This window comes from Frankia sp. CeD, from assembly GCF_000732115.1.
GTDB lineage: Bacteria > Actinomycetota > Actinomycetes > Frankiales > Frankiaceae > Frankia > Frankia casuarinae.
On the sequence record NZ_JPGU01000040.1, the window covers coordinates 7366 to 25612 of the forward strand.

The 18247-nt window shown below is 71.3% G+C and carries 14 protein-coding genes; 6 read left to right on the top strand and 8 right to left on the bottom strand.

What is annotated here, in order from left to right:
• Window positions 1-71 precede the first annotated feature (71 nt).
• Both CED_RS17160 and CED_RS17165 read right to left on the bottom strand, forming a co-directional pair.
• Window positions 72-608, bottom strand: a complete 537-nt coding sequence (locus tag CED_RS17160; RefSeq protein ID WP_049760795.1) for a hypothetical protein — start codon at window positions 606-608, stop codon at window positions 72-74.
• A 173-nt stretch (window positions 609-781) separates the two neighbouring features.
• Window positions 782-1408 carry a nitroreductase gene (locus CED_RS17165; RefSeq protein ID WP_035728987.1) on the bottom strand — a complete coding sequence of 209 codons (627 nt, stop codon included), beginning with the start codon at window positions 1406-1408 and terminating at the stop codon, window positions 782-784.
• Window positions 1409-1538: 130 nt separating this feature from the next.
• Here CED_RS17165 and CED_RS17170 point away from each other — a divergent pair, with 130 nt between their 5' ends.
• Window positions 1539-1874, top strand: a complete 336-nt coding sequence (locus CED_RS17170) for an ATP-binding cassette domain-containing protein (protein WP_035912280.1) — start codon at window positions 1539-1541, stop codon at window positions 1872-1874.
• Between the two features lie 155 nt (window positions 1875-2029).
• Window positions 2030-5299, top strand: a complete 3270-nt coding sequence (locus CED_RS17175; RefSeq protein WP_235187120.1) for an adenylate/guanylate cyclase domain-containing protein — start codon at window positions 2030-2032, stop codon at window positions 5297-5299.
• 21 nt (window positions 5300-5320) lie between these two features.
• Here the strand turns inward: CED_RS17175 and CED_RS17180 are convergent, their stop codons facing one another.
• Window positions 5321-5644, bottom strand: coding sequence for a hypothetical protein (locus CED_RS17180; protein ID WP_011434523.1), 324 nt, complete (start codon window positions 5642-5644; stop codon window positions 5321-5323).
• A 242-nt stretch (window positions 5645-5886) separates the two neighbouring features.
• On the opposite strand from CED_RS17180, the gene CED_RS23875 reads away from it, so the two are divergent.
• A complete protein-coding gene (locus tag CED_RS23875; protein ID WP_152569779.1) occupies window positions 5887-6246 on the top strand; it encodes a hypothetical protein in 360 nt (119 codons plus the stop codon).
• Window positions 6247-6288: 42 nt separating this feature from the next.
• On the opposite strand, the gene CED_RS17185 is transcribed toward CED_RS23875, so the two are convergent.
• The gene (locus CED_RS17185) at window positions 6289-6630 is read right to left on the bottom strand and encodes an STAS domain-containing protein (protein WP_011434522.1); all 342 of its coding nucleotides are present in this window, start codon (window positions 6628-6630) and stop codon (window positions 6289-6291) included.
• 93 nt (window positions 6631-6723) lie between these two features.
• A complete protein-coding gene (pgi, locus tag CED_RS17190) occupies window positions 6724-8394 on the bottom strand; it encodes a glucose-6-phosphate isomerase (RefSeq protein WP_035728993.1) in 1671 nt (556 codons plus the stop codon).
• Between the two features lie 269 nt (window positions 8395-8663).
• Here pgi and CED_RS17195 point away from each other — a divergent pair, with 269 nt between their 5' ends.
• From CED_RS17195 to CED_RS24790, 3 genes are all read left to right on the top strand, one after another.
• Entirely contained in the window at window positions 8664-11129 is a 2466-nt protein-coding gene (locus tag CED_RS17195) for a protein kinase (protein ID WP_035912285.1), read from the top strand.
• A gap of 161 nt (window positions 11130-11290) precedes the next feature.
• A complete protein-coding gene (locus CED_RS17200) occupies window positions 11291-12889 on the top strand; it encodes an FAD-binding oxidoreductase (protein ID WP_011434519.1) in 1599 nt (532 codons plus the stop codon).
• Window positions 12890-13214: 325 nt separating this feature from the next.
• A complete protein-coding gene (locus tag CED_RS24790) occupies window positions 13215-13373 on the top strand; it encodes a hypothetical protein (RefSeq protein ID WP_023840589.1) in 159 nt (52 codons plus the stop codon).
• Window positions 13374-13418: 45 nt separating this feature from the next.
• Here CED_RS24790 and CED_RS17205 read toward each other — a convergent pair whose 3' ends face one another.
• The 3 genes from CED_RS17205 to CED_RS25460 are packed head-to-tail and all read right to left on the bottom strand — an operon-like array spanning window position 13419 to window position 15549.
• Window positions 13419-14414 (bottom strand): NlpC/P60 family protein, encoded by a 996-nt coding sequence (locus CED_RS17205; protein ID WP_011434517.1) that lies wholly within the window; start codon window positions 14412-14414, stop codon window positions 13419-13421.
• 6 nt (window positions 14415-14420) lie between these two features.
• Window positions 14421-15065, bottom strand: coding sequence for a hypothetical protein (locus CED_RS17210; RefSeq protein WP_051623764.1), 645 nt, complete (start codon window positions 15063-15065; stop codon window positions 14421-14423).
• 40 nt (window positions 15066-15105) lie between these two features.
• Window positions 15106-15549: a helix-turn-helix domain-containing protein gene (locus tag CED_RS25460; protein ID WP_023840587.1), complete on the bottom strand. Its 444-nt coding sequence runs from the start codon at window positions 15547-15549 to the stop codon at window positions 15106-15108.
• Window positions 15550-18247: the final 2698 nt, after the last annotated feature.

Sequence of the window (18247 nt, forward strand, 5' to 3'; positions counted from 1 at the left end):
GNCCNTCNCCNCCCGCNGGGCCCGCCGCAACGGCTGATCATCCCGGCGACGTGGCGACGTGGCGACGTAGTTCAGGAGATGTCGGACCAGGTCAGGGTGCCCGTCGGGTCCCGAAGGCAGGACACCGGGCGGCCGGCGGAGTCCTGGACGATGCGCCCGACGTCCTCGGGGTCGCAGTTCCCGCCCTCATCCGGCCGAACCACGGGAGCCGGGGCGGGCGGCTCCGTGGACCATCGACCGATGCCGGCCGGGCCGGTCCCGCCGACGGGCGCGCAGAACAGCACAAGGCCGTTGACGGCGGTCGCGGGCGAGGTGTCCTCGGCGGGGGAACAGGCCTCTCCGACGAAGACGGAGGATGCTCGCGGAGTCGGCACCGGCAGTGACGCGACACCGTCCGGGGCGGCGGAGGTTCCGGAGGGGCCCGGCGCCCGTGAGACGTCAGGCGTCGCAGCCGCGGCGGAGGTCCCGAGCGCGCCCGGGCCGCCCGGGTCCTGAGACGACGCACTCGGCGTGACCACCGAGCCCGGCCGGGCGACCGAGCCGCCGGACCCACTCGACCCCGGCTCCGAGCATCCGACGACCAGCGCGAGCAGCAGCCCTCCGGCCACGGTCAGGCCGAGACGGCCACGGCCTCGAAGACCACCACGGCCTCGAAGACCGCCACGGCCTCGAAGACCGCCATACACGGCGTACCTCCCGTCGCACCTCGGGAGCCGGAGTCATACCCCGGTCCAGGCCGCCCGATCTCAAGACCTGTGTTCCAGCTTAGGTAACCTGCCGCTCACACCGTGGTCACTTGCCCGAACTGGGAGATCCGATCGTCCGCCGCCACGGGAACCAGCGTCCCGTCGACCTCCATCTCCGTCGCGACCTGGGCCAGCCGAACGGCGGGCCGCGCCGGCAGCGGCGCGGTGTCCGCCTGGGTCCCGAGCTCCACCCAGCCGACCAGCACCTCGTCCGACGTCAGCCCGAACGCCCCCCGGACCTCGGCGCTGTCCTGCATCGGCACCGACTTCCAGGCCGAGGCGACGCCGAGCGCGTGCGCGGCCAGGCAGATGTTCTGCGCCGCTGCCGCGGCCGAGGCGTCCTGCTCGGCGACCGGAACCTTCGAACCGACACGGGATGCGACGACGGCGATGAGCGCCGGGGAACGGGTGGCCTTGCCCGCGGTCTTGCGGATGACCGGCTCGGGCANCCCGCCGAGGGCCTCGGCGGCCCGCTTGATCGCCGCAGCCAGGGTGGCGCGGGCATCGCTCCGCACAACCACGAAGCGCCAGGGCCGCAGCATCTTGTGATCCGGCGCCGTGGTGGCGGCGCCAAGCATGATCATAATCTGCTCCACCGTCGGACCGGGTTCGACGAGCCGGGTCGCTGTGCGGCGCGTCATCAGGCAGGCGAGAGCGTCCATGAAAACTCCTCGGGGGATCGCGGTTCGGGGAGCCCCCGCGGGAAGTACCGATCTCCCGGCCGGCGACCGCGACCCAGCCAGCGGTGACAGCCGCCGGTGGATCTGGAACGGTGACAGGTTACCGTAGATATTGCCCCGCTCGGACCTCCGCCGGGAGGCTCTCGTCACCGCCGTCGTTGAAATAGACCATCTGGCCAAGCGNTACGGGTCCCAGCGCGCCGTCCGGGACGTGAGTTTCACGGTGTGGGAAGGGAACATCACCGGTTTTCTGCGGCCGAACGGCTCCGGCAAGACAACGACGCTGCGCATCCTGCTGAGTCTGGTCACCCCTGGTTCCGGCAGTGTGCTGGTCTTCGGTGGCTGCGGGGCGGTCGAGGTGAACGCGGCCGGCTGGAGAGTAGTCGGCTGGGGAGTGTTGGCCCAGGTGGCGGCGCTCCTCGCGGTGCGGCGGGAGCTGCCGTCATGACCGCGCCAGGCTGGCCGCCGGCGGATGAGCCGTCCGGGTCGCGCCGTCCCGGCCGGGACCCGGCGGTGGCACCGGCGTGGGATGGGTCACCTCAGGCGCGTCGGGTACGCGCATCCCCCACCGCATCGGGTCGCGATCGGCCTACCATCCGGCACATGGTGCCGTGCCCGACATGCGCGGAGGACAACCACGAGCGGGCCCGCTTCTGCTCCGGATGTGGGAACCCCCTTCCCACCCCGGGGAGCGGCGCCCGGAAGACCGTGACGATCATGTTCGTGGACATCACCGGGTCCACCGACATCGGCGAGAGAATCGACTCCGAACCGCTGCAGCAGGTCATGTGGCGGTTCTTCACCACCGTCCGTGAAGTGATCTACACCCACGGCGGATCGGTCGAGAAGTTCATCGGCGACGCCGTCTTCGCCGTCTTCGGCATTCCCGTGCTGCACGAGGACGACGCGCTGCGCGCGGTTCGCGCCGCCCTCGACATCCGGGCGGCGATGGAGGCGCTCAATGCCGACCTGCAGCGCGAGTGGGGCCTGAAACTGCGGGTGCGGATCGGGATCAACACCGGCGAGGTGACCGTCGCAGGCGGTGGCGTCACCGGCGATCCGGTGAACGTCGCCTCCCGGCTGGAACACGCCGCTCCCCCCGACGAGATCCTCATCGGGGACACCACCTACCGCTTCATCCGGCACAGCGTCACGGTAAGCCCGCTCGGCCCCCTGGTCGTCCAGGGCAAGCGCGACCCGCTGCGGGTGCACCGGTTGATCGGGCTGGTAGACCCGACCGCGGGTCCCGGCAGCCGGGCCCCGACCCACGGCTTCACCGCCCCGGTCATCGGGCGTAACCGGGAACGCCGCCGGCTGCAGGACGCCTTCGAGGCCGTGGTCGAGGAACGCACCTGCCACCTGTTCACCGTGCTGGGCCCGGCGGGCATCGGCAAGTCCCGGATGGTCGGCGAGTTCTGCGCGGCCATGGCGAACCGGGCGACCGTGCTCACCGGGCGTTGCCTGTCCTACGGCGAGGGCATCGCCTACTGGCCGCTGATGGAGATGGTGCGCCAGGCCACTGGTCTGTCCGCTGACGAGAGCGCCCCGGACGGGCGGCGTCGGCTGCGGGAACTGCTCGACGGTGTCACCCAGGCGGCGGAGATCGTCGAGGCGCTCGCGCCCCTGGTGGGGCTGGGCGGCGCGGAACTCGGTCCGCAGGAAAGCTTCTGGGCCGTCCGGTCCTTCTTCCAGGCGCTGGCGGCCCGACGCCCGCTGATCCTGTGGTTNGACGACGTGCACTGGGCCGAGCCGACCCTGCTCGACCTGCTGGAGAACATCGCCGACTGGTCCCGCGACGCCCCCATCATGCTGCTGTGCCTGGCCCGCCCGGAACTGCTGGAGGAGCGGCGGGACTGGGGNGGCGGCAAGCTCAACGCCACCTCGATGCTGCTGGCGCCGCTGACCGAGGCGCGCTGCCAGCGCCTGATCCGCACCCTGATGGGCTCCGACGACCTCGACCCGGCCCTCGTCTCTCGGATCACTACCTCCGCGGCCGGCAACCCACTGTTCGTCGAGCAGATGGTGGCGGCCCTCGTCGACGACGGCCTGCTGCGCCGGGAGGGCAGCCGGTGGATCGCCACCGGCAGCCTGCGCAACGTGACGGTGCCGCCGACCATCTCGTCCCTGCTCGCGGCCCGGCTCGACCGGCTCGACCCGCCCGAACGGCGGGTCCTTGAACGCGCCGCCATCGTGGGGGAACGCTTCTACCTCGACGCTGTCATCGACCTGTCGGACCCGAGCGAACAGCCGATGGTCGCCGCCCACTGTCTGAGCCTGGTCCGCAAGGAACTGGTGCATCCGGACCGGTCCGACCTGCCCGGCGTCGAGGCGTTTCGGTTCCTGCACGTGCTGCTGCGCGACTGCGCCTACCAGTCCACCGCCAAACGGCAGCGCGCCGATCTGCACCAGCGGTTCGCCCAGTGGCTGCAGACCCGGCTGGAGGGTGGCCCCGGTGAGCACGACGAACTGGTCGGCTACCATCTGGNGCAGGCGTTTCGTTACCGGGTGGAGATCGGGCAGCGCGACACCGAGACGATCGAGCTGGGCCGATCCGCGGCGACCTGTCTGATCGAGGCGGCGGACCGGGTGCGCCAGGGCGACGAGACCGGCGCGGCCCAGCTGCTCAAGCGGGCCATCACCCTGCTGCCCGAGACGGACCCACTGCGGCTACGGGCCGAGATCGACCTCGGCTGGGCGCTGTACTCGTTCGGCCGGCTCTCCGACGCCGAGCGCATCCTGCGCCAGGTGACCGAGCGGGCCCGGCGCGCCGGGGAGGAGGGCCTGCGGGCCCACGCCCGGCTCGCGTACCTGCGGGTGCTGTTCTCCACCGATCCGGAGGGCCTGGTCGCCAGGACGCTGACCGAAGCCGCGGTGTGCCTGACCAACTTCGTGCAGGCCGGCGACGAGGTCGGCGCGGCGCTCGCCTGCCGTAGCCAGGCCAATGCCTACCTGGCGGCCGGGCAGTTCGCCGCGGCCGAGCGGGCGATGGAGAACGCCGTCCGGCACGCGGAGGAGTCCGGCGTGCCCCGGGCCGCGCAGTCGCTGCGCCGCGAGCTCACCATGCTCATGAGTTGGGGGCCCCGGCCGGTCGCCGTCGGGATCACCCGGGCGAACGAGGCCCTCGACGCCGCCGGCGACGACCGGGCTCTGCGTCGGGCCGTGCTCGCCCAGCTCGCGGTCCTCACCGCCATGTCGGGGGATCTGGAGGGCGCGCGGATCCATCTCAAGGCGACCGAGGAGATCGTTCACGACCTGCGCGCCCCGCGGACCGACCCCTTTCATGGCGGGNTCGTCGTGGCCCGGGNGGCGCTGCTCGCCGACGAGCTGGCAGTCGCCGAGCGGGAGCTGCGGCGAAGCTGCCGGCAGCTGTCCCGGATGGGGGAACGCGCGTTCCTGGCCAACCGGGCCGCGGCACTCGCCGACGTTCTCGTCCGGCTCGGCAAGGTTGACGACGCGGGCAAGTATGTCACCCGGTGTCGGGACGCCGCCGCCGCCGACCAGCTACCGGCCCAGGCCGGATGGTGCGGGGTCCACGCGAAGCTCCTGGCGCTGCGCGGCCGCGATGCCGAGGCCCTCCGGTTCGCCGACACCGCCGTCGATCTCGCCAGCCGCACCGACGACGTCGACGGCCAGGGACATGCGCTGCTGTCCCGCGCCGAGGTTCTCTACCGGGCCGGCCGCAAGGACGACGCCGCCGAGAGCCTGGAGGCTGGCATCACCCGGTATCTGCACCGGGGCAACGTCGCCGCGGCAAACCTCGGCCGCCGGCTGTTCGACGCGCTCGACGGTCCCCCGCCGGGAACCGGAGGCCCCCCACCAGGGACGGGAGACCCCTCAGCAGGGACGGGAGACCCCTCGCCAGGAACTGGCTAGCGGGGGTCCGCGCCCGCGCGCTCAGCGCAGCAGTCCGCGCAGCCGCGCCTGTTCCTGCAACCAGTACATCTCCTGCGCCCACAACCGCAGCCGCTCGACGGCGGCGAGCTCGCCGGCCAGAGCCTGCGCCACGGACGGCCGGCTCAGTACCTCAACGCCGACGGGCGCCCACGGCCAGGCGGCCTCCTCCTCGCAGGCTCGCTGGTAGGCGGCCCGCCGCAGGGCTATCTCGGCGAGGGCGAAATCGATCTGCTCGGAGAGCAGGTCGAGACGCGCAAGCAGGTCCGCGTCACGAACCCACGGACGGCCGCTATAAGCGGGCAATGGAGCGGGCCGCGCAGACATGTTGGGGGAAGGGTACGAGCCCGCGGACACCGGGAACAACACGCATCCCGAAACAGACCTCTGAGCTGCGGTTCATTCTTCCACCCGGCCGGAATCGGCGGCCCCCTCGGGGAGAACCCGGTGGACACCCGAGTCGGGTGAGACGACTGTCGGGACGTGAGCAACGGAGGTCCGAGGGTAACGCCTACGGTACGGCGTCCATGGTGCCGATCAGATCCGTAAGCCAGCCTGGGGGTCTTTCGGTGAGTCTCACACCACCCGTCCTGCTGATGGTGCTCGGTTTTCCACTCTTCGTAATGGCGGGGATGCTCATGATGGGCGGAATCGAGAAACGTCTGATCGGCTCCCGCGGGTTGCTCTCCCTGGTCACCGAGGACGGCACCGCCTCGGTGGGTGACTCCGGACCATCCGGTGCACGACCGTCACCCAGCGCACCCGCAGCCCTCAGCGCACCCGCAGCCCTCAGCGCACCCGCAGCCCTCAGCGCACCCGCAGCCCTCAGCGCACCCGCAGCCCTCAGCGCACCCGCCACCCCCAGCGCACCCGCCACCCCCAGCGCACCCGCGTCATCGGGCGATCGGACGTCACCGCTCATCGGCTGAGCCGTCTCCCAGCCCGCGGGATGCGGACAGTCGAGGGGGCGGTCAGCGGCGGCGGGATCCCCCACCGACCCGCAGCCGACCGTCGAGACCGGCCTCCCGCAACAACGCGGCGAACGCCGGCGTGGGTGCCTGGATCTCCAGACATGAGTGCACCCGGCGGAGCAGCAGATCGGCGCGGAGCAGAGCTGCGAGCCCCGGGACGTCGATCGAGCGCAGGCCCGCGACATCCACCGTGACCGTCCCCCCGCCCCGGCCGAGATGCTCGCCGATCTGCTCACGGAACCGGAGCCGCCCGGCCGTGTCGAGTTCCCCGGCGAGTTCGATGAGCACGTCCTCGCCTGTCCGCCGCACGGACATCCGCAAGGCTCCAGCATCCACCCGCATGACTTCCACCCCCCGATGTCGTCACCGCGCGGGGCCACCCCCGATCGATTACGCAGAGTAACATGCCTCGGTTGGCTGGATCCCCGGCGGGCGTCAGCCGGCCCGCAGACGCTTGATCAGAGCATTCGTCGAGCTGTCATGCCCCAGCTCCGGTTCCTGCTCGGACCCGAGTTCCGGAATGATCCGACCGGCCAGCACCTTGCCGAGCTCCACGCCCCACTGGTCGAAACTGTTGATCCCCCAGATGACCCCCTGGGTGAACACCTTGTGCTCGTACAGTGCGATCAGCTGACCGAGGGCGAACGGAGTCAGCTTCTGGGCCAGCAGGGTGTTCGAGGGTCGATTACCCGGGAAGGTCCGATGCGCAACGAGGTCCGGCGTGACACCCTCGGCGGCCACCTCCGCGGCTGTCCGGCCGAACGCGAGGGCCTCTGTCTGCGCCAGGAAGTTGGCCAGCAGCAGGGCGTGCTGGTCCACCCCGGCGCCATCCGCCGTGCCCACCCCGGGATGGTTCGGCCGGACGAAGCCGATGAAATCGGCCGGAACGATCGTTGTCCCCTGGTGCAGGAGCTGGTAGTACGCATGCTGTCCGTTCGTGCCGGGAGTCCCCCAGACGATCGGTCCGGTCGGCGTCGACACGGGCCGCCCGGTGAGATCGACCGACTTCCCATTGCTCTCCATGTCCAGCTGCTGGAGATAAGCCGGGAATCGGCCCAGGTAGTGGCTGTAGGGCAGCACCGCGTGCGTCGCTGTACCGAAGAAGTCGCGGTACCACAGGCCGATCAGACCGAGCAGAACCGGAAGGTTCCGCTCGAACGGAGCCGTCCGGAAGTGCGTGTCCATAGCGGCGAAACCGGCGAGGAACTCCCGGAAGTTCGGCGGCCCGATCGCGATCATCAGCGAGAGGCCGATCGCGCAGTCCACCGAGTACCGGCCGCCCACCCAGTCCCAGAACTCGAACATGTTCACGGTGTCGATACCGAACTCGGCGACCTTCTCGGCATTCGTGGAGACCGCGACGAAGTGCCGGGAAACGGCGTCCTCGCCGAGCAGGCCGGTGAGCCAGGACCGTGCGGCCCGCGCGTTGGAGATCGTTTCCAGGGTGGTGAACGTCTTGGACGAGACGATGAACAGGGTGCTGGCCGGATCGAGATCGGCGGTGGCCTCCCAGATGTCGGTGGGGNCGACGTTGGAGACGAACCGGACTTCGATCGACCGGTCGGCATAGTCGCGCAGGGCGTCGTAGGCCATGGCGGGTCCCAGGTCGGAGCCGCCGATGCCGATGTTGACCACCGTCCGGATCCGCTCACCGGTGGCCCCCAGCCAGTCCCCCGACCGCACCCGGTCGGCGAATTGGGACATCGCGTCGAGCACCCGATGCACGTCGGGGACGACGTCGACGCCATCCACCTCGATCCGGGTTCCGGCCGGGGCGCGCAACGCCACGTGCAACACCGGTCGGTTCTCGGTGACGTTGATTCTCTCGCCCCGGAACATCGCCTCGATCCGGTCCGCCAGCCCGGCGCGCCGGGCCAGCGCGGTCAGCAACTCGACGGTGCGCGCGGTCAGCCGGTTCTTGGAGTAGTCAAGATAGAGTCCGTCCGCTTCGGCGGCGAACGTCTCGCCACGCCGGGGATCGGCGGCGAACAGATCCCGCAGGGACACCTCGGAGATCTCGCGCAGATGCGTGGTGAGCGCCGCCCATTCCTCGGTCGCGGTGATGTCCAGCGGAGCCACCGGGGCAGCGGGCTCGGTTGTCGACATGACGTGGGATGCCCTTCCTCGCAGGTTCAACGTGTGCCGCAGTGCCCATCATCCGCACTGCGGCGGCGGCGGCGCTCGTCAGCCCCGTCGGCATGCCCGTGTCGCCGATCCGGCACGCCGGATCGGCCTGCCGGGGGTAGGGAATGGGGGGTCAGGGCCGTAGAATCACCAGGAATCCGACGAAGGGCGTCATTGCAGGCCAGGATGGTTCTCGGCGCACGGGTGGCGGTACAGCGGATGCCCGGCGTGGTAGCGGACGGATCTGGACCTTGTTGATAGATAAATCTCGGGTGGAGGCGGCGCTTCCCGGTTACTCCGTCGAGGGCGACTTGGGCCGGGGTGGCTACGGGCTCGTGCTGGCCGGCCAGCACCGGCTCATCGGCCGCAAGGTCGCGATCAAGATCCTGCTGGACACCTCCGACGACCCCGATCTGCGTACCCGCTTCCTGTCCGAGGCTCGGGTGCTGGCCGAACTGGATCATCCGCACATCGTGCGTATCCACGACTACGTGGAGCATGAGGGCACCTGCTTGCTCGTCATGGAGCTGCTCTCCGGCGGCACGCTCAAACAGCGGATGAGCTCGGGACCGGTCTCCGCCGAGACCACCTGCTCGATCGGGCTCGCGGCCGCGGCCGCCCTCGCCACGGCGCACGGCCACGGAGTGCTGCACCGGGACATCAAGCCGGACAACATCATGTTCGCCGGCGACGGGCTGCTGAAGGTGACCGACTTCGGCATCGCCAAGATTTTCGACGGAGCGGAGACCACCGCCAGCGCGATCCTGGGAACGCCGCGTTACATGGCTCCCGAGCAGATCATGGGGACGCGTCTCTTCCCGTCCACCGATCTTTACGCCCTCGCGGGTGTGCTCTACGAGATGATCGCCAACCGGCCGCTGTTCGGCCGTCAGATGGCGGTGCAACCGCTGACCCACCACCATCTGACGATCATGCCGGAACCGCTCACCATGGTTCCGCCACCCGTCTCCGCGGTGATCCTGCGGGCGCTGGCGAAGGATCCGAGCATCCGCTTCGCCGACGCCGCCGACTTCGCCCTGGAACTCGCCCGAGCGAGCAGCCGCGCGTTCGGCCCGACCTGGCTGTCCCGGTCCGACGTCAAGGTGCGGATCGACGACGAGATCCGGGAGGCGGCGCTCGCCACCTCGACCACCCCGCGCCCGCCGGCCGCCGGTCGACCGGGCTTCCCCGCTAGCCCCGGAGCACCCGGTAGTCCGGGCTTCCCCGGTAGCCCCGGAGCACCCGGTAGTCCGGGCTTCCCCGGTAGCCCCGGAGCACCCGGTAGTCCGGCCGGCCATCCGATGGGGAGATATCCACCACCGGGTGGGCCGGGCTGGGGTGGATTCCCGCCGGGCAACACCCCACCGCCGCGGTCGACCCCACCGCCGCGGTCGACCCCACCGCCGCGGTCGCTCGGCCCCGGTTATGGCGGACCGGATGCCCCAGGCGGACCGGGTGCCCCCGGCGGTCCCGGCGGCCAGACGTACCGGCCCGGTCCGGGGGGACCGGTGCACGGGATGGCGGGGGTACCGCCGGCCGCCACCCGCCAGGCCGGGCACCAGTCGAGTCCGAACGCCCGTAACCGGACGCCGCTCATCATCGGAGCGGTCGCGTTCGTCGTCATCGTCGCCATCACCGTCGGCATCGTGGCAGCGGTGACGAACTCGGGCGGCGGCAGCCGCGGCGGTGACCGCGGCGGCGGCACGGCACGCCTCGCAACCGCCTACCGGGGAACGGCGCTGTCGGTGCAGGGCCTGAGCCCCTACAGCGTCGATGTCGATCCCGACGGCTCGCTACTCGTCTCCAGCCTCGCGACGGACCGCATCCAGAAGATCACCCCCGCCGGGGCGATCAGCGACCTCGCGGGCACCGGAGCCGGCGGGATCAGCGGCGACGGCGGCCCGGCCACCGCGGCGCAGCTTGACGGGCCCGGATCGACCGCCCGTGACAAGGCCGGCAACATCTACATCGGGGACGCGAAGAACAATCGGATCCGCAAGATTAGCCCAGCCGGGATCATCACCACGATCGCCGGCACCGGTGACGCCGGTTACGGCGGCGACGGCGGCCCGGCCACCGCGGCGAAGATCAACAGTGCGGAAAAGGTGACCACCGGGCCGGACGGCAGCGTCTACCTCTCCGACTACGAAAACCACCGGATCCGCAAGATCAGCCCACAGGGGATCATTACCACGTACGTGGGCACCGGAGTCGCGGGTTACACCGGCGACGGCGGCCCGGCCACCGCAGCGAAGATCAACGGCCCGAACGATCTCCAGATGACCGACGACGGCACCCTCTACTTCGCCGACCTCGCCAGCGACACCATTCAGAAGGTGACCCCGGACGGGATCATCACCACCGTCGCCGGGACCGGTGAGGGGGGCTTCTCGGGTGACGGCGGCCCGGCCACCCGGGCCAGGCTGAACGTGCCGTCGCTGACCGTCGGCCCGGACGGCCGGACGCTCTACCTCGCTGACTACCGCAACCACCGGATCCGCCGGGTCGACCCGAACGGCGTGATCACCACGATCGCCGGCACCGGCGGCGAANGCTCCGGCGGCGACGGCGGCCCGGCGACCGCGGCCCAGTTCAAGAACCCGAGCTCGGTCGCGGTCGACGGCAGCGGCGCGCTCTACATCGCGGACAACGGCAACGATCGGGTGCGCCGCATCGATCCGAACGGCACCATCACGACCGTCGCCCAACCGGGCTAGGGTGTCGCCGGTGACCTAGGGTGTCGCCGGTGACCTAGGGTGTCGCCGGTGACCTAGGGTGTCGCCGGTGACCTAGGCTGTCGCCGATGGCACGGATGGTCGGACGACTCGTGACGACCATCGTCCACTCCCCGGACTCGTAGCAGCCGTGAGGACTGACCGTGGATTACGAGCCTGACCGACGATCGGTGTTACGGACCGCCGCAGCCGGAGCCGGCGGGCTCGGGCTCGCCGCGCTCGGGCTCGGTGGCGGCCTGATGAGCGCCTGTCAGCAGGAGGACGCCCCCCACCCAATACCGACGGAGATCGACTGGCGCACGCTCGACGAACGACTGACCGGTCCGCTGCTGCGACCGACCGATCCGGACTACGCCGTCGCCAGCATGCTGTTCGACCCGGCTTTCGACGCGGTACGTCCGCAGGCGGTGGTCCGTGCCATGTCCGCGGGGGACGTCACGGCCTGCATCGACTTCGCCCGCTCCACCGGGATACATCTCGTCGCGCGGGCCGGTGGCCACAGCTACGGGGGTTACTCAACGACGACCGGGCTGGTCGTGGACGTGACTGCGATGGCGTCGGTCCGGCCGGGGCCCGACGGCACCGCGCTGATCGGGGCCGGAGCGCTGCTGATCGACGTCTACTCCGCACTCGCCGAGAACGGGCTGGCGCTGCCAGCCGGATCATGCCCGACCGTCGGCATCGCCGGGCTCGCCCTCGGCGGCGGCATCGGAGTGTTGAGCCGGCGCTACGGTCTGACCTGCGATCGGATGGTCTCCGCCGAGGTCGTGCTGGCCTCCGGGGAGACCGTGCGCACCGACGCCGACACCGAGCCGGACCTCTTCTGGTCGCTACGCGGTGCGGGCGGGGGCAACGTCGGCATCGTGACGTCGTTCACCTTCGCCACCCATCGGGCGACACCGTTGGCGCTGTTCACCTACCGCTGGCCCTGGGACGTGGCGGCGGACGTGCTCACCGCGTGGCAGGGCTGGATCGCCGACAGCGGCGGCGCGCCGGAGGACCTGTGGTCGACCTGCGTCGTGACCTCGATGCCGACGACCGGGGCCACCGGCAGCCCAGCCCTGCGGGTGAGCGGCGTGCTCGCGGGCGGCGCCGACGACACGCGGATCACGTGGCTGCGGGATCGACTCGCCGACCTCGTCGCCGCCGTCGGCCGGAGGCCCTCGAGCACCTTCGTCGCCCAGCGTGGCCATCTCGAGACGATGTTGCTTGAGGCGGGCTGCGCGGGCAAAAGCGTCGACGCGTGCCACCTGCGCGACCGGACGCCCGGAGGCACCCTGCCACGGGTGGCCCAACGGGCTGCCTCGGCATTCCTCACCGAACCGATGCCTGCCGGCGGGATCGAGACGATGCTCGCCGCGCTCGAGCGACGCCAGCGCACACCCGGGGCCGGTCCGGGTGGCGTGATCCTGGATTCCTGGGGCGGCGCGATCAACCGGGTCGGCCCGGGTGACACGGCGTTCGTGCACCGCAACACGCTCGCCAGCGCCCAGTTCGTCGCCGGCTACTCCGTCGACGCATCCCCTGCGGACAAGGAGGCTAACCAGAGCTGGTTGCGATCCACGGTGGCGGCGACGGCGCCGTTCATGTCGTCGTCGGCGTACCAGAACTACATCGACCCGGACCTCACCACCTGGGCCGATGCGTACTACGGGGCGAACCTTCCGCGGTTGCGCCAAGTCAAGCGCGCCTACGACCCGGACAACCTGTTTCGCTTCGCGCAGAGCATCGCGCCGTCCTGACGGTCCTGAGCGGCTCCGGCGGGAGCTTCCCCGGCCGGGCCCCGGCCATTGCCCCGGACAGCCACCCCGCGCCGGGAATCGAAGTCAACCGACCCGGGGTGGCATGCACTATTAGATCCGTTCACCCATCCGTTGCCTACTGCCCACCTATGGTCAGATCCCTGTCCATCCGCTGTCCCCCGGCCCCGCCACCGCGCAGTTCACTCATCGCTCCGGCGATTCATCTTGCGGTGACTACTCAAGGTGAGTACACACATGCTGTCGGTAACGCACCGACGTTGGTGTCCGTCTGGCCGTGTCGACTGGGTTTTCTGTGAGGTCCTCGATGAAAAAAATCTTCTGGCCGTATGGCGTCGGGCTGTTCGCCCTGTTCTTCGCGGTGACAGCACCGGGTAACGCCGCCGATGTGGTGCACAGCGCCGTCGGTGCGCTCGGTGGCGTGGCCGACGGGCTGTCCACCTTCGTGTCCCAGGCGGCTACCTGAGCGGAGCAACGGCACACCCGGAGTGTCCGGAGCAGGAAATCCGGATCAGGAACGCTGCCTGGCCAGCGGCCTGGTCACGGCCACGGTCCCACTCCAGTCCGAGATGTCGGATTCGACGACCCCCCACCGCGCTCCCTTGGCCGCGATGACCCGGCCGTCGCCGATGTACATCCCGACATGACCCGGCGCCTCGGCGGTGCCGTCGGTGCCCGGGGTGAACAGTAGGTCCCCCGGCTGCGGATCGACGCCCGCGACCTGCGGGCCGAACCGCAGCTGGTCGGTCGTCACGCGGGGGAGCTCGATGCCGATGCGGCGATACGCCTCCCGGACCAGCGACGAGCAGTCCCAGGCGTCGGGACCGGTCGCACCCCAGACGTAGGGCTTGCCGATCTGCGACCGCATGAAGGCGACCATCGGGGCGACCGAACCAGCGGGGATGTCGACGCCGAGCTCCAAGGCGTCACCGTACACCTGCGCCTGCGCGAGGATCGTGCGGACGTAGTTACGCGTCTCGGTGTACGGCGGAATGCCGGCGAAGGCGAGCACCGCGCCCGCTCCCGCGTTGTACGCGGCCAGCATCTTCTCCTGGGCCGCGCCGGACACGGAGGCGACCGAGGCCGCCACCGCGCAGTCGTACCGGGCCGCCGCGGGGATCGCGTCGGCCGGGTTCCACACGTCGCCCTGCCCGTGGGACGCCCACGTCCCGGGCATGAACTGGGCGATCCCCATCGCGCCCACGGGTGACCTGGCCCGCGGGTTGAAACCCGACTCCTGATGTAACTGGGCGGCCAGCAGGGCGGGAGTCACCTCGGCGCACCCGGCCGCGTTCGCCGCATCAATGATTGTCTGCAGGTACTCGGCCGGGATGCCGTCGGAGTTCCTGATGGTCCGGTTACCCCCGCCCTGATCCTGGATGAAGGGACCGGTGATGATCAGAATGAGGACGGCGACCAGCATGACGATGCCGCCGACGGCGAGGGCCATGCCCGCCCCCGTCCAGACCAGCCAGCGGGAACGCTTACGGGTGAAGCCGCGGGCCATCACGCCTCACCGGCCCGGTGCGTCACCGGCGACGCTCGACAGATCCGCACCGGCGACCCGCCACGTCCCGTCGGTCTGGCGCAGGAGGGTGAGCGCGGGGGTGGACAGCGTCACCACCGGGGCGGCGCCGCCCGCCGCCGTCTCGCGGCGCACGTTCAGCTGAAGCACCACCCGACCGGTGGCCGTCGTGTCGATCCCGCCCAGGGGCGTGGTCGCCAGCACGGTCACCCGCGAGTGGGTGCCCGCGGCGCGCACCTCCTGCCACGCCTGACCGTCCCCACCGGCAGCGGTTCCGGACCCCCCGGCGCCCGCGCCCCCGGCGCCCAGGCTGGCCGCGAAGTCCTCGGTGAGGCAGTCGCGGGCCCGCTCGACACCGGCTGCCGGGCCGGGGTCCGTCCGGGCGTCGAAGGACTGCCAGCGTGTGAAGCAGTCGGCGGCTACCGCCGACGGGTCCTTCCGGTCCACCTCGCCGGTTGGTGGCGCGGACGCGGTGGCCAGCGGCGGACCCGGCGCCTGACTCGCCCCGGGCGGTGGCCCCGTGGTGGCGGACGGGGCGGGAGACGGATCGGCAGTACTACCCGACACGCCGCATCCGGCCACGGTGACCACGGTGAGCAGCAGCCCGACGGCCAGCCAGGGGCGGGGCTTCACCGCGGCCGGCCGGAGCGAGGCGGCACCGGGGTGAGAGCGCTCATTCCCGACCGTCCAGCCAGTCCCGCACCCGCCCCCGACGCACCCGCCACTGGTGACCGACCTTGCGAGCCGGGATGGCCCGTTCCGAAAGCAGCTTGAGGACGGTGCTCTCCGACAACCGCAACCAGGCGACCAGTTCGTCAACGGTGAGCACTTCGTCGTCGTCGGAGGGTCGGGACGGCACGCCACCGGCCGACGTCGGCGCGAGCGGAGGGGGCGCGAGCGGAGGCGCCGCGGCGGCGGGCGCCGGTGTGCCGCGGGATGCGACGGTCGGTGACATGCCGGTCGAGCGGGCCGAGGCCGTGCGGACCCGGCCGGATGCCGCCGGAGCAGACCGGGCCGGGGCCGAGCCGACCGGGGATTTCGCGGGCGTCACCCCCTGCGGTGCGCCGGAGCGCTGGGATGGCCGAGGCGTCGCCATCGAGAAGCCGTCCTGCGCCACCGACGCTCCTTTCCCATCTGCCGCACGCACGGTGCCGTGTCGTCCAGGCCGCCCCCAGCCCGCCACGTCGCGGATCACAGCCAACCGTCCGCCAAACCGTCCGCCGGTTCGTCCCCTCAATCCGGACGGCACATCTCCGGTTCCGGAAGGTACACCGACCCACCCATGATGGGTAGCTTCGACCAGAGCTTGTCATACTCGAATGACTCGTGTTACATCGATCCGACCGCAGCCGAGCGCAGATAACAGTAAGTAACCTTAACTGGCACTAGCTAACCTTAGAAGGCCGGGAGGTCGACGGCGCGTGAGCGATGTGCCACAGGCACCGTACGGTGAGGAAGGCGACGCGCGGCCCGTTTCGCTCATTGGTGCCCGCATCCCCTCGTCGGTCTCCCCTCCCGACGGTCCGCCCATCCGGAACGATCAGTACATACGAGACGATCAGTACGTACGGGACGAAGCAGCAGGCACCGAAGACGTAGAGTCACCTCCCCATTCACGATCCGGGCGCCGACGGCATCGACGGCGGGGCGGGACGGGCTCGCCGCAGCCACTCGACGAAGCGTGGCAGAGCGAGGCATTCCACCTCGATGATGCGACATCGGCGGCCCGTTCGGGTGCGGACCGTACAAACACGTCCGACGACACACCGCCATCGGTGCCGGGCGCCAGGACCGAGGCACCCGGCGCCGGGCCGGGCCGGGCGACCACGGGCGCGGACACCAGCTCCCGGCGCACCCGCGGCGCCGCTGCCCGGCGCGCCGGCCGCCCGTCGGCGATTCCGCCCCGTAACCAGGCTGATCCCTCCCGCCGTCCAACCCGGCCGGCAGATCCCCGCGGTTCGACCCCGATCCCCCCGGGCGCGGTGGAATCCTCGCGGAAGGCGGACACCGCCTCGGGTGGCAGCGCGCCGGGTGGCAGCGCGTCAGGCCGAGGCGTCAGCCCGGCCGCGAGTCCTGGTGCCGGTGGCGACCCAACTGCGGTACCACCACACCCGAACGGGCCATTGCCTGCCCCGAACGGGCCATTGCCTGCCCCGAACGGGCCACGCGTCCGGCCGCCGCGCGCCTCCGCGCCCCGCCATCCGCAGCCTCCGCGGCCGACACCGGCCGCGCCGACGGATGCGGCGCCGATCAGCGGCCCGACCGATCCGCCGACGGCAACCGTTCCATCCGCCGCGGCCAGCCGGCCAGCCGCGGCCGGCCCGATCGAGGTAACCGGCCCCGGGGATGCGCAGGCCCCTCCCACGGACGATCCGGTCCCCTCCGAATCGTCCGTCCCGGGCCACGTCTGCGCGGTGCCGGTCACACCGCCGGTCGCCCGCTACACGCCGGCCGCGCCAGCCGCGCCGGCCGCGCCAGCCGCGGACACGAAGCAGCCGACGGCTCCAGTGCTCCCCCCCGCGCAACCGCAGCCGGATCCGGCGTCTCGATCCACCCCCGAGGCCGCGGCGGCAGGCGGCCAGACCGTCTCGCGTCGCCGGCCGTCGTCGGACGGTCGGCTGTGGCCGTGGCAGGAGCCGTGGGCCGGCGTGCGCGATCTCGAGCCATGGGAAGAGATCCCGGTACGGCTCTCTCTGCGCGACCGGGCCCGTATCCCGTTGCCCGGTTCGTGGCGGATCGCGGTGACCTCGCTGTTCCCCTACTCCGGGACCACCACCCTTGCCGGGGTCGTCGGGCTGACCCTCGCCGGGGTGCGGGCGCAGCCGGTCCTCGCGGTCGATCTCTGGCCGGGGGAGTCTCCCGGGGGGGCGCCATCGTCGCCTGTGGGCGCCGGCACCGAGGACGAGGACGAACCACGCGGTGATCCGCTCGCGATCCGGGTCGGCGCGGCCGGAACGACGACGGTCGCCGACGTCGCCCGCCGGCAAGCCTCCGACAGTACGGTGACCGATCTACCTCTGATGATCAGCGGTCGTCCCGCAGGCAGCACCAGGGACCTCGACGTGCTTCCCGTGCGACGCGGTGTTGGCGGAGGATCCGACCGGCACGGCGGCGGCGGTTCCGGCGACGAGGCGGCCGCCGTCGTCCCCGCGGACGACACCGTCGCCCCGACCGGACTGCGGTCCGTGCTCGGCCTGCTCGCGCATTCCTATCCGCTGGTGCTGGTCGACGCGCCGGCCAAGGCACCGCTGACGCCTGCGGCGCTCCAGGCCGCGGACCTCATCATCCTCGTCACACTCGCGACCGCCGCCGATCTGGAGGCGACACTCACCGGACTGCGTACGTTGCGGGACGCGGCGGGTGGTGGCTCAGCCAGACACGGCGGGCCGATGATCGTGGCAGCCATGATTGCGCCGCGCCGGGGCCGTCCCTCGCCCCGGACCCGCGCGGCGGCGGCCCGGCTCGGGCGCCAGGTCGACACGCTGATCCGAATCCCGTACGACGCCCGGCTCGACCCCAGCAGGCATACTCCGGTGCGGATTCCTCGACTACGCCGACGTACTCGCCGCGCCTACCTCCAGCTGGCCGCGGCCGCCGTGGAAGCCCTGTTCACTCTCGCGAAAGCCGAGGTCACGGCTGCTGCGGGCGCTGTCGATCAGCCGGGGGCTGCGGCCGGCGGCGCCGTGGAAGCGGTCACCACCCGTGCAGATTCTGGCGCTTCCGGCGGCCCACGAGCGACTACCGAGGATCACCCTGCGGCGCAGGGCGTATCATTTGGCGACCTACGGTCACCAACGGCACCCACAAGGANNGNC

What these genes read in the sequence shown, in the direction of transcription:
- CED_RS17180 (WP_011434523.1), bottom strand. Translation starts at nt 5,644, where the DNA reads ATGTCTGCGCGGCCCGCTCCATTGCCCGCTTATAGCGGCCGTCCGTGG.
- CED_RS17185 (WP_011434522.1), bottom strand. Translation starts at nt 6,630, where the DNA reads ATGCGGGTGGATGCTGGAGCCTTGCGGATGTCCGTGCGGCGGACAGGC.
- CED_RS24790 (WP_023840589.1), top strand. Translation starts at nt 13,215, where the DNA reads ATGAAAAAAATCTTCTGGCCGTATGGCGTCGGGCTGTTCGCCCTGTTC.
- CED_RS17205 (WP_011434517.1), bottom strand. Translation starts at nt 14,414, where the DNA reads ATGGCCCGCGGCTTCACCCGTAAGCGTTCCCGCTGGCTGGTCTGGACG.